The organism is Ginsengibacter hankyongi, assembly GCF_008710285.1.
GTDB classification, from domain to species: domain Bacteria; phylum Bacteroidota; class Bacteroidia; order Chitinophagales; family Chitinophagaceae; genus Ginsengibacter; species Ginsengibacter hankyongi.
The window spans coordinates 66360-86651 of the sequence record NZ_VYQF01000005.1 but is presented as its reverse complement, the minus strand read 5'-3'; the positions used below and the strand labels follow the sequence as shown (position 1 = coordinate 86651).

At 36.2% G+C, this 20292-nt stretch carries 22 protein-coding genes; 10 read left to right on the top strand and 12 right to left on the bottom strand.

Annotated elements, in window-relative coordinates:
- Window positions 1-3 precede the first annotated feature (3 nt).
- Window positions 4-711: a hypothetical protein gene (locus FW778_RS16235; RefSeq protein WP_150415874.1), complete on the top strand. Its 708-nt coding sequence runs from the start codon at window positions 4-6 to the stop codon at window positions 709-711.
- Here FW778_RS16235 and lipB read toward each other — a convergent pair.
- From lipB to FW778_RS16210, 5 genes are all read right to left on the bottom strand, one after another.
- Complete coding sequence (lipB, locus tag FW778_RS16230) at window positions 671-1441, bottom strand: lipoyl(octanoyl) transferase LipB (RefSeq protein WP_150415873.1); 771 nt, start codon at window positions 1439-1441, stop codon at window positions 671-673. The genes FW778_RS16235 and lipB overlap by 41 nt on opposite strands.
- Before the next feature lie 76 nt (window positions 1442-1517).
- On the bottom strand, window positions 1518-2222 hold the full coding sequence (locus tag FW778_RS16225) for an MIP/aquaporin family protein (protein ID WP_150415872.1): 705 nt from the start codon (window positions 2220-2222) through the stop codon (window positions 1518-1520).
- Window positions 2223-2271: 49 nt separating this feature from the next.
- Window positions 2272-3762 (bottom strand): glycerol kinase GlpK, encoded by a 1491-nt coding sequence (gene glpK / locus FW778_RS16220; protein WP_150415871.1) that lies wholly within the window; start codon window positions 3760-3762, stop codon window positions 2272-2274.
- Between the two features lie 87 nt (window positions 3763-3849).
- The gene (locus tag FW778_RS16215) at window positions 3850-5406 is read right to left on the bottom strand and encodes a glycerol-3-phosphate dehydrogenase/oxidase (RefSeq protein ID WP_150415870.1); all 1557 of its coding nucleotides are present in this window, start codon (window positions 5404-5406) and stop codon (window positions 3850-3852) included.
- Window positions 5407-5484: 78 nt separating this feature from the next.
- Window positions 5485-6165 carry a GDSL-type esterase/lipase family protein gene (locus FW778_RS16210; protein ID WP_150415869.1) on the bottom strand — a complete coding sequence of 227 codons (681 nt, stop codon included), beginning with the start codon at window positions 6163-6165 and terminating at the stop codon, window positions 5485-5487.
- A 234-nt stretch (window positions 6166-6399) separates the two neighbouring features.
- Between FW778_RS16210 and FW778_RS16205 the strand changes: the two genes are divergently transcribed.
- Window positions 6400-7023 carry a TMEM175 family protein gene (locus FW778_RS16205; RefSeq protein ID WP_150415868.1) on the top strand — a complete coding sequence of 208 codons (624 nt, stop codon included), beginning with the start codon at window positions 6400-6402 and terminating at the stop codon, window positions 7021-7023.
- 60 nt (window positions 7024-7083) lie between these two features.
- Here the strand turns inward: FW778_RS16205 and FW778_RS16200 are convergent, their stop codons facing one another.
- The gene (locus tag FW778_RS16200; RefSeq protein WP_150415867.1) at window positions 7084-7269 is read right to left on the bottom strand and encodes a hypothetical protein; all 186 of its coding nucleotides are present in this window, start codon (window positions 7267-7269) and stop codon (window positions 7084-7086) included.
- A 209-nt stretch (window positions 7270-7478) separates the two neighbouring features.
- Entirely contained in the window at window positions 7479-8405 is a 927-nt protein-coding gene (gene mdh / locus FW778_RS16195; RefSeq protein ID WP_150415866.1) for a malate dehydrogenase, read from the bottom strand.
- 162 nt (window positions 8406-8567) lie between these two features.
- Here mdh and FW778_RS16190 point away from each other — a divergent pair, with 162 nt between their 5' ends.
- Window positions 8568-9248, top strand: a complete 681-nt coding sequence (locus tag FW778_RS16190) for a T9SS type A sorting domain-containing protein (RefSeq protein ID WP_150415865.1) — start codon at window positions 8568-8570, stop codon at window positions 9246-9248.
- Window positions 9249-9433: 185 nt separating this feature from the next.
- Here FW778_RS16190 and FW778_RS16185 read toward each other — a convergent pair whose 3' ends face one another.
- Window positions 9434-9928, bottom strand: coding sequence for a TlpA family protein disulfide reductase (locus tag FW778_RS16185; RefSeq protein WP_150415864.1), 495 nt, complete (start codon window positions 9926-9928; stop codon window positions 9434-9436).
- Window positions 9929-10072: 144 nt separating this feature from the next.
- Between FW778_RS16185 and efp the strand changes: the two genes are divergently transcribed.
- From efp to accC, 3 genes are all read left to right on the top strand, one after another.
- Entirely contained in the window at window positions 10073-10639 is a 567-nt protein-coding gene (gene efp, locus FW778_RS16180) for an elongation factor P (RefSeq protein ID WP_150415863.1), read from the top strand.
- A gap of 225 nt (window positions 10640-10864) precedes the next feature.
- The gene (gene accB / locus FW778_RS16175) at window positions 10865-11341 is read left to right on the top strand and encodes an acetyl-CoA carboxylase biotin carboxyl carrier protein (RefSeq protein WP_150415862.1); all 477 of its coding nucleotides are present in this window, start codon (window positions 10865-10867) and stop codon (window positions 11339-11341) included.
- A 25-nt stretch (window positions 11342-11366) separates the two neighbouring features.
- A complete protein-coding gene (accC, locus tag FW778_RS16170) occupies window positions 11367-12704 on the top strand; it encodes an acetyl-CoA carboxylase biotin carboxylase subunit (RefSeq protein ID WP_150415861.1) in 1338 nt (445 codons plus the stop codon).
- A gap of 348 nt (window positions 12705-13052) precedes the next feature.
- Here the strand turns inward: accC and FW778_RS16165 are convergent, their stop codons facing one another.
- From FW778_RS16165 to FW778_RS16155, 3 genes are read right to left on the bottom strand one after another with little or no spacing between them, the layout of a single operon-like run.
- Window positions 13053-13661, bottom strand: a complete 609-nt coding sequence (locus tag FW778_RS16165) for an HAD family hydrolase (protein ID WP_150415860.1) — start codon at window positions 13659-13661, stop codon at window positions 13053-13055.
- A gap of 29 nt (window positions 13662-13690) precedes the next feature.
- Window positions 13691-14149, bottom strand: a complete 459-nt coding sequence (locus FW778_RS16160) for an RpiB/LacA/LacB family sugar-phosphate isomerase (RefSeq protein ID WP_150415859.1) — start codon at window positions 14147-14149, stop codon at window positions 13691-13693.
- Between the two features lie 11 nt (window positions 14150-14160).
- Complete coding sequence (locus tag FW778_RS16155; RefSeq protein ID WP_150415858.1) at window positions 14161-14922, bottom strand: ROK family protein; 762 nt, start codon at window positions 14920-14922, stop codon at window positions 14161-14163.
- Between the two features lie 134 nt (window positions 14923-15056).
- On the opposite strand from FW778_RS16155, the gene FW778_RS16150 reads away from it, so the two are divergent.
- From FW778_RS16150 to FW778_RS16135, 4 genes are all read left to right on the top strand, one after another.
- Window positions 15057-16151 (top strand): adenylate/guanylate cyclase domain-containing protein, encoded by a 1095-nt coding sequence (locus tag FW778_RS16150; protein ID WP_150415857.1) that lies wholly within the window; start codon window positions 15057-15059, stop codon window positions 16149-16151.
- A 206-nt stretch (window positions 16152-16357) separates the two neighbouring features.
- On the top strand, window positions 16358-16867 hold the full coding sequence (locus FW778_RS16145) for an SET domain-containing protein-lysine N-methyltransferase (RefSeq protein ID WP_150415856.1): 510 nt from the start codon (window positions 16358-16360) through the stop codon (window positions 16865-16867).
- Between the two features lie 25 nt (window positions 16868-16892).
- Window positions 16893-18014, top strand: a complete 1122-nt coding sequence (locus FW778_RS16140) for a D-alanine--D-alanine ligase family protein (RefSeq protein ID WP_150415855.1) — start codon at window positions 16893-16895, stop codon at window positions 18012-18014.
- A gap of 88 nt (window positions 18015-18102) precedes the next feature.
- Window positions 18103-19530 (top strand): SET domain-containing protein-lysine N-methyltransferase, encoded by a 1428-nt coding sequence (locus tag FW778_RS16135; protein WP_150415854.1) that lies wholly within the window; start codon window positions 18103-18105, stop codon window positions 19528-19530.
- Here FW778_RS16135 and FW778_RS16130 read toward each other — a convergent pair.
- The gene (locus tag FW778_RS16130; protein ID WP_150415853.1) at window positions 19520-20269 is read right to left on the bottom strand and encodes a class I SAM-dependent methyltransferase; all 750 of its coding nucleotides are present in this window, start codon (window positions 20267-20269) and stop codon (window positions 19520-19522) included. The two genes, FW778_RS16135 and FW778_RS16130, sit on opposite strands and share 11 nt — an antisense overlap.
- Window positions 20270-20292 lie beyond the last annotated feature (23 nt).

Below are 20292 nucleotides of genomic sequence, written 5' to 3'. Positions count from 1 at the left end.
CCTATGCGTAAGTCAATTTTTATTATACTTTCTTTGATAGTGTTGCATAAAATTTCTTTGGCACAGGATACGCTTCCCAAAATTTCGGTAACACAATTAGGTACTAAGGTTTTGGTATCTTGGGTTAATCCTTTTAATTCTCTTACTACAATTAATATACAACGGTCTTACGATAGCCTTAAAAATTTTACAACAATCGGAAGTGTACTAAATGTAAGCGCAAGAAACAATGGTTTTGTTGATTCAAAAGAATTTATTCCTTCACAGTATTACCGTGTTTTTATTTCTTTTGAAGGAGGTACATATATGTTTACACAATCGCACAGGCCCGGCATTGATACATCGAAAACAATTGCGGAAGTAAATGAGATAAAAGAAATAGTTAAACAGGGACCGCCGGTACAAACATTTTTTATTCCATCTAAACTGGTTTATACAGGTAAAGAAAATAACGTTATTATTTCTTTGCCGGATGCGAACAAGAAAAAATATTCTATTAAATTTTTTGAAAACGATGGCACTCCGATATTTGAAATAAAAAAAATTACCGAGCCTTATTTAACACTGGATAAAGTAAACTTTATTCATGCGGGTCTCTTTAATTTTGAATTATACGCGGATGGCGCGTTGGTAGAAAGACACAAATTTTATATTCCCAAAGATGGCCAGCCTATGCCGGCACTTGATGTAAATGGGTATTTGATAAAATAATTTCTACATTAAAAACCTGCTCAAAATTTCTTTTAATTTTTTCTTTTATTTCTTCAAAATCTACCTCGTGCCCAAGTTCTTTCTCAACAGAAGTGACTTGTTTATTTACTATACCACATGGAATTATATTGGAGAAATAACTAAGATCTGTATTTACGTTTAAGGCAAAGCCATGCATTGTAATCCACCGGCTGCAACGTATGCCCATGGCGCATATTTTTCTTTCCTTACCTAACACCCCCGCATCGATCCATACGCCAGTTTCACCTTTACTTCTTTCACCTTTAATCCCATATTCGGCAATGGTAAGAATAATAACTTCCTCAAGGCTCCGAAGATATTTACCGATATCAGTATAAAAATTTTCAAGATCTAAAATGGGATAACCAACCACTTGCTGCAATCCGTGAAAGGTAATATCGCCTCCCCTGTTCGTTTTAAAAAATTCGATTTCTTTTTCTTCCATTTCATCTTCACTCAACAAGACGTTTTCCATGTGGCCACTCTTACCTAACGTGTACACAGGCGGATGCTCGCAAAATAAAAGATAGTTTGTTGTCGTATTGCGAACTGTAAATTCCGGAACATGAATAGGGATGCCACTCGCCTCAGCTTTTCTTATTTCTGATTTTATATCCAGGTTTTTCTTTACCAGCATTTCCTGGTAATCCCACGCAGATTTATAATTGATAATACCAAGGTCTTCAAAAATTACAGGTTGTTTGTCCAAATCAAAATATTTGATTTACAAAGATACGAAGGATACAATTTTGCGCCCTATGCCCAGCAGGTTGTACAAAATAAATTTATATAAATGAAAAAACAATTGCTGCTAAAAGTCCGCCGGCTAACGGACCCAAAATGGGCACCAGTGCATATTTCCACTCACTGCCACCTTTATGTGTTATGGGTAATAACTGATGTACTATTCTTGGCCCAAGATCCCGAACGGGGTTAATTGCATAACCAGTGGGGCCACCAAAACTCAATCCAATACCCAGCACTAATAACGCAACTGGTAAAGCATCTAACGAGCCAAGACTGTTAGAAGGAGCAACAATAAATAAGATACTGAGTACAAAAATAAATGTTGCCAAAAATTCTGTAAGAAAATTGTGGCCTGAACTTTTAACCGCTGGGCTGGTAGCAAAGGTTGCAAGAATACCTTCTGCATTTTCGGTTGCTTTATAATGTTGCAAATAAGAAAGCCAGACAATTACGCTTCCTGTCATAGCTCCAAGTAATTGCCCGGCTAAATATTGAGGCACTACATTCCAGCTTATTTTTTTAAGATATACTAATGCTAATGTAACAGCAGGATTCAAATGTGCACCACTGTATTTAGCAGAAACAAATACACCTGCAAAAACTGCAATTGCCCATCCAAAGGCAATAACTATCCAGCCGCTGTTCTGCCCTTTGGTTTTATTTAAAACCACGTTGGCTACCACGCCGTTTCCAAAGGCGATCAATATGGCGGTTCCTAAAAATTCACTTAGAAAAATTGACATTTAAAATGATTGAGAATTTATAATTGAAAATTGAAAATTCAGGTTGTATTTAATCAGCCCATGCTTGTGCTGCTTTGATCGCTTTCTTCCATTGATGAATTACCTTTTGTCGTGCTTCATCTTTCATTTGCGGTTCAAAAGATTTTTCTGCTTCCCAATAATTTTCTATCTCACTCGTATCTTTCCAAAAACCTATTGCAAGGCCTGCAAGGTATGCAGCGCCTAAAGCGGTCGTCTCCGTTATCTTTGGGCGAATTACTTTACAATCCATCATATCACTCTGATATTGCATTAAAAGATCATTTGCTGTTGCGCCACCATCTACCCGCAATTCCCTTATAGGTAAGGAAGCATCTGCATTCATGGCTTGTAAAACATCCATTGTTTGCAATGCAATACTTTCAATAGATGCTCTTGCAATATGTGCAGTGGTAGTTCCTCTTGTAATTCCAAGCATCGTTCCTCTTGCAAACTGGTTCCAGTAAGGCGCTCCGAGGCCTGCAAAGGCAGGAACAAAATAAACACCACCGTTATCATTTACTGACGTTGCTAACTTTTCAACATCCGGTGAATTTTTAATTATGCCCAGGCCATCCCTTAACCATTGCACAACAGCGCCGCCAATAAACACACCACCTTCTAAAGCATAAGTTGTTACATCACCAATTTTCCAGGCAATTGTTGTAAGTAAATTATTTTTACTTAGCACTGGTTTATCTCCTGTATTCATCAACATAAAACATCCCGTGCCATAAGTATTTTTTACCATGCCTGGTTTAATACACATTTGCCCAAACAGCGCTGCCTGCTGGTCTCCGGCAATTCCGCATACCGGTATTTGCCTGGCCGTTAAAATTTGTTCAGTATAGCCGTAAATTTCGCTACTCGATTTTACTTCCGGCAACATTGATGCAGGAATATCAAATAATTTCAATAAATCTTCATCCCAATGTAATGTGTGAATATTAAACAACATCGTTCGGGAAGCATTGGTCACATCTGTCGTGTGTACTTTACCGTTAGTAAGCTTAAATAACAACCATGAATCAATTGTTCCGAAGCATAAATCGCCACTCTCTGCTTTTTGTCTGGCTCCTTCTATATTATCTAAAATCCATTTTAATTTAGTCGCAGAAAAATATGCATCAATAACAAGCCCGGTTTTTTGTTGAATATCTTCGGCATGTCCCATTTTTTTTAATTCATCACAATATTCAGATGTGCGGCGGTCCTGCCAAACGATTGCGTTATAAATCGGTTGATGTGTATGCCTGTGCCATACCAAAGTTGTCTCTCTTTGATTGGTAATACCTATTGCGGCAATATCATGGACAGTGAGGCCGGCTTTTAAAACTACTTCTGTAGCCACGCCCAATTGCGTGTACCATATTTCATTTCCATCATGCTCAACCCAGCCGGGCTGGGGAAATATCTGAGTGAATTCTTTTTGGGCCATTGCTTTTATCGAGCCTTTTTTATCAAAAATTATAGCACGGGAACTCGTTGTTCCCTGGTCGAAGGATAAGATGTATTTTGACATGCAATCGCAATTTGAGACAAACTAAAATAACTGATTTAAAATTAATAGAAAATAAAATGATTGAGAGTAGAGAATAATTTTCACCTATCAATTTTCAAGCACATAATTGGATGCAACACTATTAAATATTTCTATTTGCTCATTTATCCAATCCTCATCTTTATTCATTTCCTGGGCCATTACTGTAGCAACTAAAGGGGCCACAGTAATGCTTTCTTTCGCATCCAGGAATAACGCTCTCGTTCTTCTGCTCAATATATCTTCTGCTGTTCTTGCCATCTCTTCTCTTATAGCCCAAATAACCTGCGCTTCGTAAATTTGCAATTTTTCACTGATCCATCTATTGCCCTTTTCTTCAATTAATTTTTTGATGAAAGCTTCATCACTCCCATAATAATACAGCGGATTCATTTGGTTAGGCTCTGTTGCGTATCCATGAATATGTAAGGAAGCAGTTACAGATGGAATGTGATTCCAACGCAATTCCTTTTCAACTCTGTCGATCATATCCTCTCCCATTTTCCTGTAGGTAGTCCATTTGCCTCCAAGAATTGAAAATAATCCTGAAGCTGAAACAAGTATCTTGTGACTTCTTGAAATCTCTTTTGTATCACTTCCTCCCTCGTCCGGCGCAGCCAAGGGCCGAAGGCCGGCAAAAACACTTAACACATCCTTTCGTTTAGGCCTCTCCGTAAGATACACGCTTGCTGTTTCCAGAATGAATTGTATTTCTGTCTCCAAAGCAATGGGTTCAAGCGAAATATTATTCACAGGTGTATCAGTTGTTCCCATTAAAAGTTTGTTATGCCATGGCACAATAAACAAAACCCTGCCATCGCTGGTTTCAGGAATCATCAGGGCATCCTCTCCCGGAAAAAATTTTTTGTCAAGCACCAAATGAATTCCCTGGCTTACTGCGATATTTTTCTTTGTGCCTGGTTTATCCATTTGCAAAATATAATCTACAAATACACCGGTTGCGTTAATTACAACCTTCGATATTATTGAATACTGTTCATTACTTTCCGTATTGAGAACTTTGATGCCACAAGCCTTTCCCTCTTCTTTAATTAAATCAACAACTTTCATGTAATTCGTAGCGTATCCACCATTATCGAAAATTGTTTGAGCAAGGTTGATGGCAAGTCGTGCATCATCAAATTGCCCGTCATGATACAAAATCCCACCAAATAAATTTTCAGAAATAATGCCGGGTAATTTTTGCAAAACTTCGTTTCGTGAAATGAAAAGAGATGACCCGAGGCTTAAACGCCCCGATATCCAATCATACAATTTTAAACCCACTGTATATTTTAACCTGCTCCACCAGGTGTAAACCGGAATGATAAATATTTGATTTTTTACAAGGTGAGGTGCATTTTTACCGAGCAATCCCCTTTCTACACTTGCTTCCCTCACAAGGCTTATATTGCCTTGCGCAAGGTACCTTACACCACCATGAACGAGTTTAGTGCTTTTGGAAGAAGTCGATTTTGCAAAGTCTGATTGCTCTACTAACAGTGTAGCATAGCCGCGGCTGGCAGCTTCTGCTGCAATACCCAAACCAGATGCGCCACCACCAATCACCACAACATCCCAAATGGCAGTAGTTTTTATCTTTTCTACAACGGCTTCCCTATTCATTAGAATTAAATCCTTTGCTACAAAATGATGTATAATAACTTGCGAATAATGATAGCATACAAGAGAAATAGATGGCTGTTAATTTTTGTATCTCTCTAAGTAAGGCGTTATTGCTTTTTGCCAAATGTGGTAGCCTTTTGCATTCATATGTAAGTTATCACTTAAGAAGATATCGGTCATTGGCGTCCCGCTTTTATCCAGCATTTTATGATAGACATCAACAAATACTGTTTTGTTTTTAGATTTTAAAAATTGTTTGATAAGTTTATTAGCAACTTCCATTTCCGGCATTAGCCTTTCTCTTGAAGGGCTTGGTTTTATGGACACATAAATAACAGGAACTTTTGGCATTGCCGAACGAATGATATTAAACAAGGTTTCAAATCTTCTCAACACAATTGCCGGCGTTATAGAATCAGCATAAGCAAGGTCATTTTCACCCGAATAAATTACGATTTCACGTGGATGATAAGGTATAATAATATCATTAGCATAACGGATCGCATCCGTAAGTTCGGAACCTCCAAATCCACGATTGATGACCGTTTCATTTGGAAAGTAGTTCTGTACATCTTCCCATTTACGAATAGATGAACTGCCAACAAATAACACCGCATTTTTAGGGGGGAAATGAGCACTGTCAAGCTTTTTAAAATGTTCTATTTCGTCATAAAAAGGCAAATGTTGTTGCGCAGGTAAACTTGTATACGCAAAAAAAAGGAATAAAAAACAAGTGATAATTTTTAACGTCTTATTCATTCGGTAAGTTTTTATTAAAGTTTTATTTATCTAAGAAAATATTTTTTATAAAGGTCATTAATATTTTATTACCTAAAATATTTTTTGCGTCTACTTTACAAAATCTTATCACTTATAACAAGAATGAATCTTTTTTATAATCGTCTTTTGTAATAAATATCCCTGGCTATAACCATGAAATAAATTTCGTTCCGTTTACTTTCAATTGTTCAATTGAATTTTTAATTTAGGAAAATGAAGATCGAACCCGACAGGCTTACAATGTCAGCGGGGCGGCTGGAGGCCCTAGGCGATGGCATTTTCAGTGTTGCAATGACGATCCTTGCCATTGAACTTAAAATTCCTTCGGTCGAGGGAAACTCGTTGAAAGATTTTCTACATGGCTTATATGAAACCCGGCAGGAATTATTTTGTTATTTCATAAGTTTTATTGTTTTGGGAATTATGTGGTTTGGTCATCGCATGGTTTTTGAATACATCCACAGAACGAATCGTTATTTTATTTACCTGGGTGTATTGTTTTATATGATGGTATGTCTGGTTCCCTTTAGCACCCGGTTTCTTGCTGCCAATACATTAAAATGGTTTGCTATTTTAATGTATGGATTGAACCTTAGTTGTTGCAACCTGGCGCTATATGCACAATGGATTTATGGAATAAAACGGCCTTCCCTTCATGAAAGATTATTGCCGGCAGAAGTAAAAAAAGAAGCAAACAGGTTATTTTTAATTTCGCCAATATTATATGGAATTGCTATAGCTATTTCTTTTTATTTTCCATGGATAAGCATCGTTATTTATTTTTTTACACCTATCCTTTATTTATTACCCAATAAGCTGGATAAATATCTTCCCTGATTTCTCTACAACTTCAATTAGATTTTTTCACTGGAAAATTCTGCTCATCTCTTCGTAAGTCTATGTATTTCCTTTTTCAAAAAATTTATATACCTTATCCCAATCTGTTCCAACACCCCAGCCTACCATTGAAGAAATTATTTTTGTATTGCTATTGCCTGCGTCTTCAAATTGTATTATTTCCTGCAGGTTACCATCTTCAGTGCGTGTGCTTACCGGAAAATTATCATTCAGTTTAACCTTCAACGTTAGTAAATCCTGTTCTATATAATTTATGATAGCGAGCTTTATGGATGAAGCCAGATCTTCAATTTACAAATCACGCATACCTAATAAATAATTTAAAAGTAAGGGCTTCTAATCTTTTATATTAGATATATGAAATTTGCAGTCAATTACCGAAACAAAAATGGCAGATAAAAAATCTGCCATTGCTATTACTTTCTAATAGATTATTACAATGTTAATGCTCCATTCATATTCCTTACTGCATCCGCACTTTTATTAAAAGCAGCTTGCTCTTCATCATTTAGTTTGAAATCGATAATTTTTTCCCAGCCATTTTTACCAATTACAACAGGCACTCCAATACAAATATCTTTTTGTCCGTACTCGCCGTCGAGCATTACGCAGCATGGAATTAATTTCTTTTCATCGCGAATAATTGCTTCCACCAGGGTTGCGCCTGCAGCACCAGGAGCATACCATGCGCTGGTTCCGAGCAAGCCCGTAAGAGTTGCACCTCCAACCATTGTATCTGCCGCTACTTTTTTTAATGTTCCTTCATCCAGTAAATTAGAAACAGGTGTGCCATTGTATGTTGCTAATCTTGTTAACGGAATCATTGTTGTATCACCATGGCCGCCAATTACTACTGCCTGCAGGTCTTGCATAGAACAACCTATTGCAGTTGACAGGTAATATTTAAACCGGCTGCTGTCAAGAATTCCGCCCATACCAATGATCCTGTTCTTAGGAAGTCCGCTTGATTTTAAAGCGAGGTAGGTCATAGTATCCATGGGGTTACTAATAACAATTATTATAGCGTCCGGAGACTGTTCTAAAATATTTTGAGTTACACCTTTTACAATGCCGGCATTAATGCCAATCAGTTCTTCACGTGACATCCCCGGCTTACGTGGTATACCCGAAGTAATGATCACTACTTTACTTCCGGCAGTTTTTTTATAGTCATTAGTGCTGCCAATAATTTTGGTATCGCTGCCAAGCAAAGCCGCACTCTGCATAAAATCAATAGACTTCCCTTCAGAAATTCCCTCTTTAATATCGAGCAATACTAATTCTTCGCAGAGCTCTTTCCTGGCAATATTATCAGCACAGGTTGCGCCAACTGCTCCGGCGCCTACTACAGTTACTTTCATTTTATCGTATTTATTTTTAAAAATTATTTTCCGGCCAAAGGTAACTGTAATAACGTTTCATAAAAAAGCAAAAAAGATAATGGAACATTATTTTTTACAGCTTCTTTAACTACTGCGATTTATTCTTTACTCTAATTTAATGGTCTGTTTTCAAAGGCTTTCATGACCAAGTTATCTTCTTTATTTATTGTCGTTTTTTTGTTTTCCGCCATGAAAACTTCTGCAGCAATCCGGCTCATTGCTTTAATCAATGCGGGTAATCCAACTGTAACCTTGCAATGGAATATGGTAAATTATCCCGGAATGACTACTTATATTTTATTTAAAAGTTCAGATGGAGTTGCGTGGGAAACAGCAGCTGCGAATCCTGTATTTAGAAAATATACAACTTCCACAAAGCTTGCTTACCGTGATGTTTTTTCTGGTGAACAAAAGATATTCTACCGGGTAAAAATTTATGATACCAATAAAAATATAGTTGACATTTCTAACACTGCTGTGGTTGCCAATCCTGTCACTTCTTATCCATCTAAAAAACCATTAGCAAAAAGAAATACAAATATTGACGAGCCTGTAACCAGCTATCACGGCAACATATGGCAAATATTTCCTAATCTGGCGCATGATATTCTCAATCTCATTTACCAAAGAAATGAAATAATAAAAGGGGTTATTAATATAGTAATACAGGATGCCCTTGGCAAAGTTGTTGTCCGCTTCAGGGCTGCCTCCACCAATAAGCAGCTACACCTTTCCGTTAATAAACTTCATGCGGGTATTTATTTTATAAAAATTAATGTAGAAAACGAAATTCAATTAAACGATAAGTTTATAAAGCAATAGTTTAGAATATGACGCGAATTAAATCTAACTACACAAGTTAATGGCAACACAGATGGCATGGAAAGACGCAGGTGAATTTTTTCAATAATGATTTTATCTTTTTCATCTGTGTAAACTGTGAGAAAAACGTGTGAGCAAAACGAATTCGTGTAATTTGTGCTTCTATAATTCGTGTAAAAAAAGGATTACAATTCATCTGAGATTAAATCAGTACTTACACTTCCCTCAAAATTCTTTTTAAATTTTCCTTTTTTATCATACACAAAAATGGAAGGTAGATTCCTCACTTTAAAAAATACGGGAAAGAAAAATTTGGTATCCCGGCCCATTGTAATTTGCGGATAATCAGCAATCTTGTAATTTTTATAAAACGCCATCATATCGCTATACGGCAGGTAAGTTACCATCACTATTTGGCAATTCTTAAATTTATTAATATTAGCTAATAGGTTTTCAGTTTCATGCTGGCAGTGCTCACAATCAGGGCTGAAGATCATAAATACAACAGATTTGTTTCTTTTGAGATCATTTCTTGTAAACGAAGTGCTATCAGGTGCTTTAAATATGGTGAACTGAGGAATAGTCGGAAATCTCTGGTAAACAGGCGCTGTACTATCTTCCTGGCAAAAAGCAGCCATATATAAAAATATTAATGCGGGTAAAAGGAATAATTTTTTCAAGAGTATAATTTTTGAATAAAGATAGATGAATGCTAAAATATAAAAATGTGAAAATTAATCTATTGAATCATTTTCAAATTTCATAGTGATTCAATTTTCATATTCATTCCTTTTTTATACCTTCACCGCCTTAAAAAAAATCTTATGGCATCTACTTCAGATATGAGGACCGGGCTAATCTTAAAAATTGATGGAAGCCTTTATACAGTGATCGAATTTGGTCAAAATAAAACGGCACGTGCTGCTGCAAAAGTGTGGGCAAAACTAAAAGGTGTGGATAATAGCCGCACTATTGAACAAACGTGGAACAGCGGTGAAACTATATATCCTGTAAGAGTTGAAAAAAAACCTTACCAGTTTTTATACAAAGATGATACGGGTTATACGTTTATGGACACTACTACCTATGAGCAGATTTCCGTACCTGCTGAAATGGTTGATGCACCCCAGTTTTTAAAAGACGGACAGGAAGTTTCAGTTTTAATAAACGGAGAAACTGACCAGCCAATGGGTGTTGAACTGCCTGACAAAATTGTGGTAATGGTAACCTACAGCGAGCCCGGCGTAAGAGGTGATACCGCCACACGCACTTTAAAACCTGCAACAGTTGAAACAGGTGCAACTGTTAACGTTCCTTTGTTTGTAAATGAAGGAGAGCTGATTCGTGTGAACACTAAAACAGGTGAATATGTTGAACGGGTAAAAGAATAATTTGCTTCCTATTATGCATGGTTTTCTTTCCTTATAATTGATAAATTCATTTCCGGTATTTTTATTTTTTAATCAAAAAAACCGGTATTTCGGGGAAATTCTAATGGGTTTCTTTTAAAAACCTTTCAATTTCATCAATTTTTTTATTTTTTTAAAAATGCTATTTTGATAAATCATCCCTATCTTAGCTGCCCGTCTTCAATAATATAAATTTAATTTGTCAAAATGGACATTAAACAAATTCAGGAACTCGTAAAGCTTGTAAATAAAAGCAATATCGGTGAGCTTAGTATTGAGAAAAACGATTTTAAGATTACCATTAAACAAAAGAAACAACCGGTGCAACAATTTGTGTCGCCGTTACAACAACAGGTTCATCAGCCGCAGCAGGTTTTGCCACCCGCCACTCCAACTCCATCAGGTGTAAAAAGTACAGAACCCTTAAATGTGAAAGCTGACAATCTGCTTACCATTAAGAGTCCAATGATCGGAACCTTTTATCGCCAGGCAGGCCCGGGCAAACCAATATTTGTAAATGTTGGTGATGAAGTGGAAGAAGGCCAGGTAGTATGTATAATAGAAGCCATGAAACTTTTTAATGAAATAGAAAGTGAAGTATCCGGCACTATTGTTAAAGTGTTAGTAGAAGACGCTTCCCCTGTTGAATTTGACCAGCCCCTGTTTTTAGTGGAACCGGCTTAAACCCAAATCTTCAAATTATAATATCTTGTTTAAAAAAATACTTATAGCCAATAGAGGTGAAATTGCATTACGGGTTATCAGAACCTGTAAAGAAATGGGAATTAAAACTGTTGCAGTTTATTCAACCGCTGATAAAGATAGCCTCCATGTAAAATTTGCTGATGAAGCAGTTTGCATTGGCAAACCCGCCAGTATTGATAGTTACCTGAACATACCGCATATAATGGCGGCTGTTGAAATAACTAATGCAGATGCTATACACCCTGGCTATGGCTTCCTGGCAGAGAACGCAAAATTTGCCCAGATATGCACAGATCATGGAATAAAATTTATTGGCCCAACGCCTGAGATGATCAATAGTATGGGTGATAAAATAACGGCAAAGGAAACCATGATAAAAGCAGGTGTACCTGTGGTGCCCGGTGGCGAAGGTTTATTGCAAAGCGTGGACCATGCGAAAGGACTTGCCAGGGAAATTGGTTACCCGGTTATTTTAAAAGCAACCGCTGGTGGCGGTGGTAAAGGAATGCGGGTGGTATGGGAAGAAAAAGATATTGAGAAAGCATTTGATAATGCCAAAACAGAAGCCGCGGCGTCATTCAAGAACGACGGCATCTACATGGAAAAGTTTGTGGAAGAGCCACGTCACATAGAAATACAGATTGCAGGCGACCAGTTTGGAAATGTCTGTCACCTTAGTGAACGCGATTGCTCTATACAAAGGCGTCATCAAAAATTAGTTGAAGAATCTCCTTCGCCATTTATGACACCCGAACTAAGAGAGAAAATGGGCGAAGCAGCAATTAAAGCAGCATCGGCAATCAATTATGAAAGTGTAGGAACTATTGAGTTTTTGGTAGACAAGCATCGCAACTTTTATTTCATGGAAATGAATACACGCATACAGGTAGAGCATTGCGTTACTGAAGAAGTTGTAAACTATGACTTAATTAAAGAACAAATAAAAATTGCTTTTGGCGAAAGTATCTCGGGGAGAAATTACTATCCGGAAATGCATGCGATAGAATGCAGGATAAACGCTGAAGATCCCTATAATGATTTCCGCCCGTCTCCGGGCCGCATTACTGTATTGCACCAACCAGGCGGACACGGCGTACGTGTTGACAGTCATGTTTACGCAGGTTATGTTATCCCGCCTTATTATGACAGCATGATTGGTAAGCTAATTGCGGTTGCTCAAACGCGTGATGAAGCAATTAATACGATGAGCCGTGCCCTGAGTGAATATGTAATTGAAGGGATTAAAACAACCATTCCCTTTCATAAAAAATTAATGAAAAATGAAAGTTTCCGCTCGGGAAATTTTACAACTAAATTTTTGGAAAGCTTCAAAATGGAATAAATCGTTTTAAAGAATTGCTTTTAAAATTTATCAACTCTTTTTATATCTAAATACTATTCCTGTTTATTCTTAAACATTCAGACCGTGCTGTAATAAAAAAGCCACGCTTATATGCATGGCTTCCTTTGGGGGCTAATCTCATAGGTTCAGATAAGAATAATTTAGATAATTACAAAGGTCTCTATCCGGAAAAATATATTTGTAGTAATCAGGTCTATCTTTTTATAGAAAGTTTTCTACATTCTGTCAATCATGACATCGGTATTTATTGAATAGTTAGTTACGTTAAGCCGGGCAGGAAATCTATCAATAATATAACTGTAAGGGTTAAACGCAGAAAATTTATTTCTACATTAACGAAGTAATTATCTTCTTCGTGCTTTCAAAATCTGTGTGATGATGTGCGTGAATTCCTTCTTTTTTTGCTGCCTCCACCAGCATTACCCGGTCATCAAAATATAAACATTCCTGAGGCTCTGCCTGTGCGATACCTAATGCAAGCCTGAAGATTCCAGGGTCAGGCTTTCGCATACCTACTTCGCATGATGAAACGAATGCATCAAAAAAATTATGAAGTTTAAACTTCTTAATCCTGAATTCATTTAGTTCTTTTGGTTCATTATTTATAGATATTGTTTTAATAAAATGATTTGCGTGTTTCCATTCTATCAACCATTGTAACGTGCCCGGCAATTGATGAGATTGCTCCAACATAAATAACTTAAATTCTTCCCTGGAAAATTTTCTAGGGTGATTGAATACTGCTGTATCGAGATAATCATCCAATGATATTTTACCCATCTCCCACACATTAAAAATAAAGTCGTGCAGCAAATCCATTTCGTTATATTCAATGCCAAATTTTTTTGCAGCAGCCTCACGGGATTCTTGCCCCCAGCCATTTGTAAGCAATACGCCTCCTATATCGGAGAATAAAATTTTATATTGTTGACTCATTAAATTATTTTCATTTGTTTGAAATATTATCACACTTTATTTTGATTATTTTCCAGCGCTTCAACTTTTTCCAAACGTCTTTTATGCCTTTCAGCACCGATAAATTTTGCGTTTAAAAAAGCAGTAATTAATTCCTCAGCAGCCATAAAACCGGTTACGCGTCCACCCAGGCAAATCATATTCATATCATCATCTTCCACGCCCTGGTGTGCAGAAAAGTGATCGTGAATGAGCCCTGCCCTAACACCGGTAACTTTATTTGCAGCAACAGAAGCCCCCACTCCACTGCCACAAATGGCAATTCCTCTTTCCACTTCTTTTGACGTGATCGCCACCGCAAGTGGAATAACAAAATCAGGATAATCATCCTTTGTATCTAATTCATACGCTCCATAATCTATAAGTTCGTGCCCAAGATTTTTGAGAAATGTTGAAACAATTCCTTTAAGCTCATATCCCCCGTGATCGGCTGCTAGTCCTATTTTCATAATACCGGGTTTTAAATTTTTTCTGTTGGATTAACTATTTCCTGTTTCCATGCGTTCATTCTATGTTCCTGTTCCCAAAGCTTTGCCCCGCCTTTAATTCCATCGCGGTTGCCGGCAATTACAATATTATCATCGAGTTTAAAATTTATTTCTTTCGCGCTTCCACCGCTTATATAAAGGCGATCGTAATTAAAAACTACCTTTAAAATTTCAATTACTCTTTTCATTCGCTTATTCCATTTTTTCTTCCCGATTCTTTTAAATTCAAATTCGCCAATGTACGCATCATAATCTTTGTTTTTTGTTACGGGATGATGTGCAATTTCAAGATGCGGCATCAAAACTCCATCCCTCAATAATGCCGTGCCGAAGCCTGTACCTAACGTTATCATCAATTCAAGACCTTTACCACTTACAACAGCGAGCCCTTGCAAATCCGCATCATTTACTACCAGTGCAGGTTTACCTAAAATTTCTTCAAGCGCTTTTACAAGATTAAAATTTGCCCAATCGGCTGTGTTTAAATTAGGAGCTGTTTTTACCAAGCCGTCTTTAATAAAGCCGGGAAAGCCTGCAGCAACTTTATCATAACCGGGAAACTTTTGAGCGAGCTCTTTAATAACATCGAGAACTTTGCCGGGAGTTGCAGGCGTTGGTGTTGGCAATCTTTCATAATCCTGGAGAAAGATTCCCGCAACATTTAAAACTGTAGCTTTAATATGTGAGCCACCAATATCTACTGAAAGAATCTTCCCGTTGTTCTCTGTAAGCATTTTTATTATTTTATGAAGAACCGTTTATTCGTTACCAGCACGTAAATGGAACCTCGTTCCGCAAAACACAAATATAAATATCATTTATTTTTAGTTTTGAATAAAGAATTTAGACCTAATACGTTTTTAAAAAAGTGTATTTATTAAAAACAAATATCAGGAGGCATATTCCGAAAGAATGGAAAGAGCATGTAAAATTTTTTACAGGCGGCTGGTTTATTGCACTTGTATTCTTTTATCTTATGCGGTGGGCCGGGGCATCCGGGTTAAGCCAGGTTCATTTTACAATTATAAAATTTGTTGTATTACTTCCACTTTTTTCAATTGTATCAGGAATAATCTTTGGCTCACTTCATTATTTTTTTCAAAAATATTTTTTAAGAAAAATTCCACTTTGGCAAGTAATGTTGCTGTTGTCTATTGATCAATTGCTGATAATTTCAGCCTTAACCTTTGTCTATTATTTGTTACTACGAATGGTTCAAGTAAACCAAATTAGCTTTTTGAATTTTATTCAATCGCCTACAACTTTAATTTATTATTTATATGCGTTTCTTGTAAACTTATCTCTTAGCTTTTTATGGGAGGTTACCAGATTATTGGGTCGCGGCAACTTTTTTAAATTAATAACCGGGAAATTTTATAGTCCAAAAGAAGAATACAGGATATTTATGTTTGTTGATTTAAAATCTTCAACAACTATAGCCGAAAAGCTCGGGCATCTTGCTTATAGCAGTTTTATAAAAGATTGCTTTTATGACCTTGCAATTGTACAACATTACAATGCACAGATTTACCAGTACGTTGGCGACGAAGCAGTGCTTACCTGGGAAATAAATAAAATGAAAAAGATTACAGAATGTATTCACGCTTTTTGGGCATTTAGCGATGAATTATTAAAAAGATCAGGATATTATCTTGATAAATATGGCATCATTCCTGAATTTAAAGCGGGTATGAGTTTAGGAGTGGTAACGGTTGTAGAAATCGGAGATATTAAAAAAGAGATTGCTTTCCACGGAAATACTTTGAATACAGCATCACGCATTGAATCTGTATGTAATCTTTATGGAGAAAAATTATTGATTTCAAAAAAATTGTATGATGAACTTAATAAAGAAGAAGGGCTATATATATATACCAAAATTGCAGAAACCCAGCTAAGAGGAAAACAGGGAATCACAGAAATTTACAGTGTACGAAGATTGATAAATGAACAATACGAATGAATTAATGTCTGTTGATTTTAATTAATTTTTATGTCATCTAACAGTCTTAATCAATCAATATTTATTAAGCCAATGTTTTGCTTTATAACAGTACGTTTCTATATGCACATTTGTTGATAAGTTTTCATGCCTATAATTGCATTCAATATCTTTTTTAAGATAATTTAGATATGTTATTAAATTGTAAACAATCTTAAAAAATCCTAATGACATATTCTGCTTACTCCCTACCCAACCTTACCAAAATATCTCATTATGGTTTTGCTACTCTATACCAAAATAACATAACCGGAGAAAAATCTTTACATGCAACGGTATCGTACAATGCAGGCAACATTTTTTCAAAGTTCGATGCGGCTGAAACCCTTGCCACTCCTAATAAATATACAGTCCAGGTTAACGATGATACCCACATCATCCTTGATCCAGAATTTTTGCAATACATTAATCACAGTTGCAACCCCAATGTTTTTTTTGATACAACAAGAATGGAATTAAGTTGCTTGAAAGATATTTTGCCCGGAGATGAGCTAACATTTTTTTATCCTTCAACAGAATTTGCAATGGCATCGCCATTTAATTGTTTTTGCGGCGCAAATAATTGTCTTCATAAAATACAAGGTGCTTCATTTTTATCACAGGAAGTCATTCTTCATTATAAGTTTACTGATTTCATCATGCAAAAATTAAACATACCTCACCTGCAAAAAGTTTGATCATGTAAATGATCTTAAAAAAATTATGCTTCCATTTCATAAAGAACTTTTTGTATGGGTTTTAGCTCCCTTTGTTGAAACAAATGATGTTAATCTTGACTACTATTACGACTACACTCAAAGCATAGAAGAATTTACCGTCGCTTTTAAAGAACTAAACCTGAAATGGAAATGGCAGCAGGTAACCAATGAAAATTATAAACCTGTTATAGATTCAATCATTGCAGGTTCACAGCCCGAAAACACAGTCATAATCAATCTTTGCGATGGCGATGAAATTAATAATGCTCCCGGTGTAAACATTATAAGGTATCTTAAAAAAAGCGGCTTATGCTTTACCGGATCTGATGAATATTTTTATCGCACCACCACTTCCAAAATAATAATGAAGCAGGTTTTTGAAGCGCGAAATGTTGCTACTCCACCCTGGCAAATTATTACCGATGATCCTGGAGATGCAAAATCAATTTTCAAAAATCTGGGTAATCCTGTTATTGTAAAACCTGCTATCTCAGGCGGAAGCCTTGGTGTAGGTATTCATTCAGTAGTAAAAAATTCAAAAGAATTATTACTCCAATATGATAAACTGCTAAAAGGATATCACGGATGGAACCTTGTTGATGGTGGTGTATTTGCAGAAAAATTTATCGATGGCCCGGAGTTTACAACACTTATTGTAGGCAATAGCGCGAATGCAAGGGAATGTAAAATTTATATGCCGGTAGAACGGGCTTTTAATAGTTCGCTGCCGCCTCATGAAAAATTTTTATCGTTCGACAGGCTTTGGGAAATGTACGAAGAAGAAATGCCGGTAAATAACAATGAAGATTTTTATAATTACCGCACGCCCGATCCATCATTTATAAAAAATATTTGCAAAATAAGTTTTGACTCTTATAAAGCTGTAAGAGGAAAAGGCTATGGCCGCATCGATATAAGAATGGATAAAAACACCGGCAAAATGTATGTGCTTGAGGTAAACGCACAATGCGGTTTATCTGATGACGAAAATTTTACTTCCATCGGTGCCATACTTCGGCTCTCGGGCAATTCATTTGGCTCATTGATTGCTACTATCATAAGAAATGCTTTAACTCATAAACATATAGGAAAGCAAAAAAAAGCAAAACAACTCGAACTTATTTAATCAATAGCAATTAAATTATATTCACCCTAAACAGGATGGCACGAATTTGACTAACGAATTAGTGTAATAAAAAAATAAATTTTATACAATGAAAATTTGTGTGTTGCAACCTGATTATTCCACAACTAATGTTGATTATAAATATTACGATCCGCCAAGAAACTTATCTTCATTACTTCCCGGCGATATAGTTGATCATGTTTTTCTAAATAAACTTTCTACTTATAAAAGACTGAAGGAACTCAGAAAGAAAAATTATGACATTTTCGTAAATCTGTGCGAAGGATACCTTGAATGGTCAGTTCCTTCAATTGATGTTATTCATTCTTTTGAAATGCTTAATCTTCCTTACACCGGCCCGACACCCTTATTATATGACCCGCCGAAGGAATTAATGAAATATGTTGCTTATACATGCGGTGTAAAAACCCCGGCTTATATATTAGTAAAACACGTTGATCAGATAAGTGAGGTGATTGCTAAATTAAAATTTCCCCTGTTTATAAAACCAGCCAAAGCAGGCGACAGTCTTGGTATAAATGCGGACTCTCTTGTGAAGAATGAAAAGAATTTAAAGAAAAAAATTGATGAGCTTTTAGAAGATTACCAGGAACTTTTAGTGGAAGAATATATTCCGGGGCGGGAGTTTACAGTTTTGGTTGTTGCAGAAGCAGGAGATAAAAATAATTGTACAGTTTATAATCCGCTTGAGTTTGTTTTTCCCGAAGGAAAAAAATTTAAAACATATTCACTTAAAACTTCTGAACTGCACGAAGAGTGTAATATTCCTTGTAAAGAACCAGAACTTGCCAGTCAGCTAAAAGAAAGCGCCGCAAAAATATTTAAAGCGTTTAATGGTGTGGGTTATGCCCGGATGGATTTTAGAGTAAATGATCAAGGAGAGATATTTTTTCTTGAAATTAATTTTACCTGCTCCGTTTTTTACGACAAAGGTTATGAAGGTTCTGCCGATTATATATTAATGAACGACCCGGCCGGCAAAGAAGGTTTCCTACAAAAGATTATTAAAGAAGGAATTTACCGGCATGCAGAAAAGCAAAAGAAATATTTTGTGAAATGCAACGCTATATCCGGCTATGGAATTTATGCAGCCAAAGACTTAGCCCCCGGAGAAATTATTTTTGCCAGCGAAGAAAAGCCTCACCGCCTTGTAACAAAAAAATTTGTTGAACAAAACTGGAACATTGATGAGCGGGAAAATTTTAGACGATATGCATGGCCGGTTAGCAGCGAAGTATATATTTTATGGGACAATTCACCTGCAGAATGGTCACCTCAAAATCATTCATGCAATCCCAATACCGTCTATTCAGGTTTAAATGTAACGGCGATAAAACCTATCGCTGCGGGCGAAGAATTAACCCTCGATTATACAACCTTCCTTAATAATGAAATGGAAAGCTTTATCTGTAATTGCGGAGCGGAAAATTGCAAAAAGGTAGTCCAGGGTATTGACGAAAACTCAATAACGTTTCGTGAAAAAACTAAAATGTAATATTTTGTTTTATGCCCGTTCGCATAAAGACGGGAAATGTAACTTTTCTTTTTACAACACTTCCCCAAACCTCTTTTAATTGCTCTGAAATTTTTGTAACAGGGTTTTCATTATTTTTCCTGGTGTAATGCTGTACCGCGGACCATGTATTTAAATAACCAATTAGCTCCTCCAACTCCCATTTATAACTGATAGAAAAGCGGGGCGTTTTTATTTCTTTAAAAGGGAAAGGAATCGTTGTGTAATGCTCCTCAACGTATTTTCTTTCTTTATCCCAGTAAGGGCCTATGGTTTTGCTATAGAAATCATTAATTAAAAAATTAATCTCTTTATTTATGCTACACACATCGTAACCTATTATAGCTATAACACCACCGGGCTTTAAAGTTCTGTCTACCTGTTTGTAAAAACTTTTAAAATCAAACCAATGAATTGCCTGTGCAACAGTTATTAAATCAAACTTATTATCAGGCAACAAGGTCTCTTCTGCGCTTTCAACACTATAAAAAATATTTTGCTTCTTTTCTGCATTATTAATTTGTGCAGCGCTTAAATCGGTTGCATATACTTCTTTAAAATATTTGCAAAGTTTCGTTGCAACCTGGCCGTTACCGGTTGCACAGTCCCATGCATATTTTTTGTCGGGAAGTAATGGAATAAGAAAATCAAACAATTGATTTGGATAGCCCGGGCGAAACCTGGAATATAAATCAGATTGTTTTGAGAAATTATCTTTCATAATTACAAATATGATTTATAAAG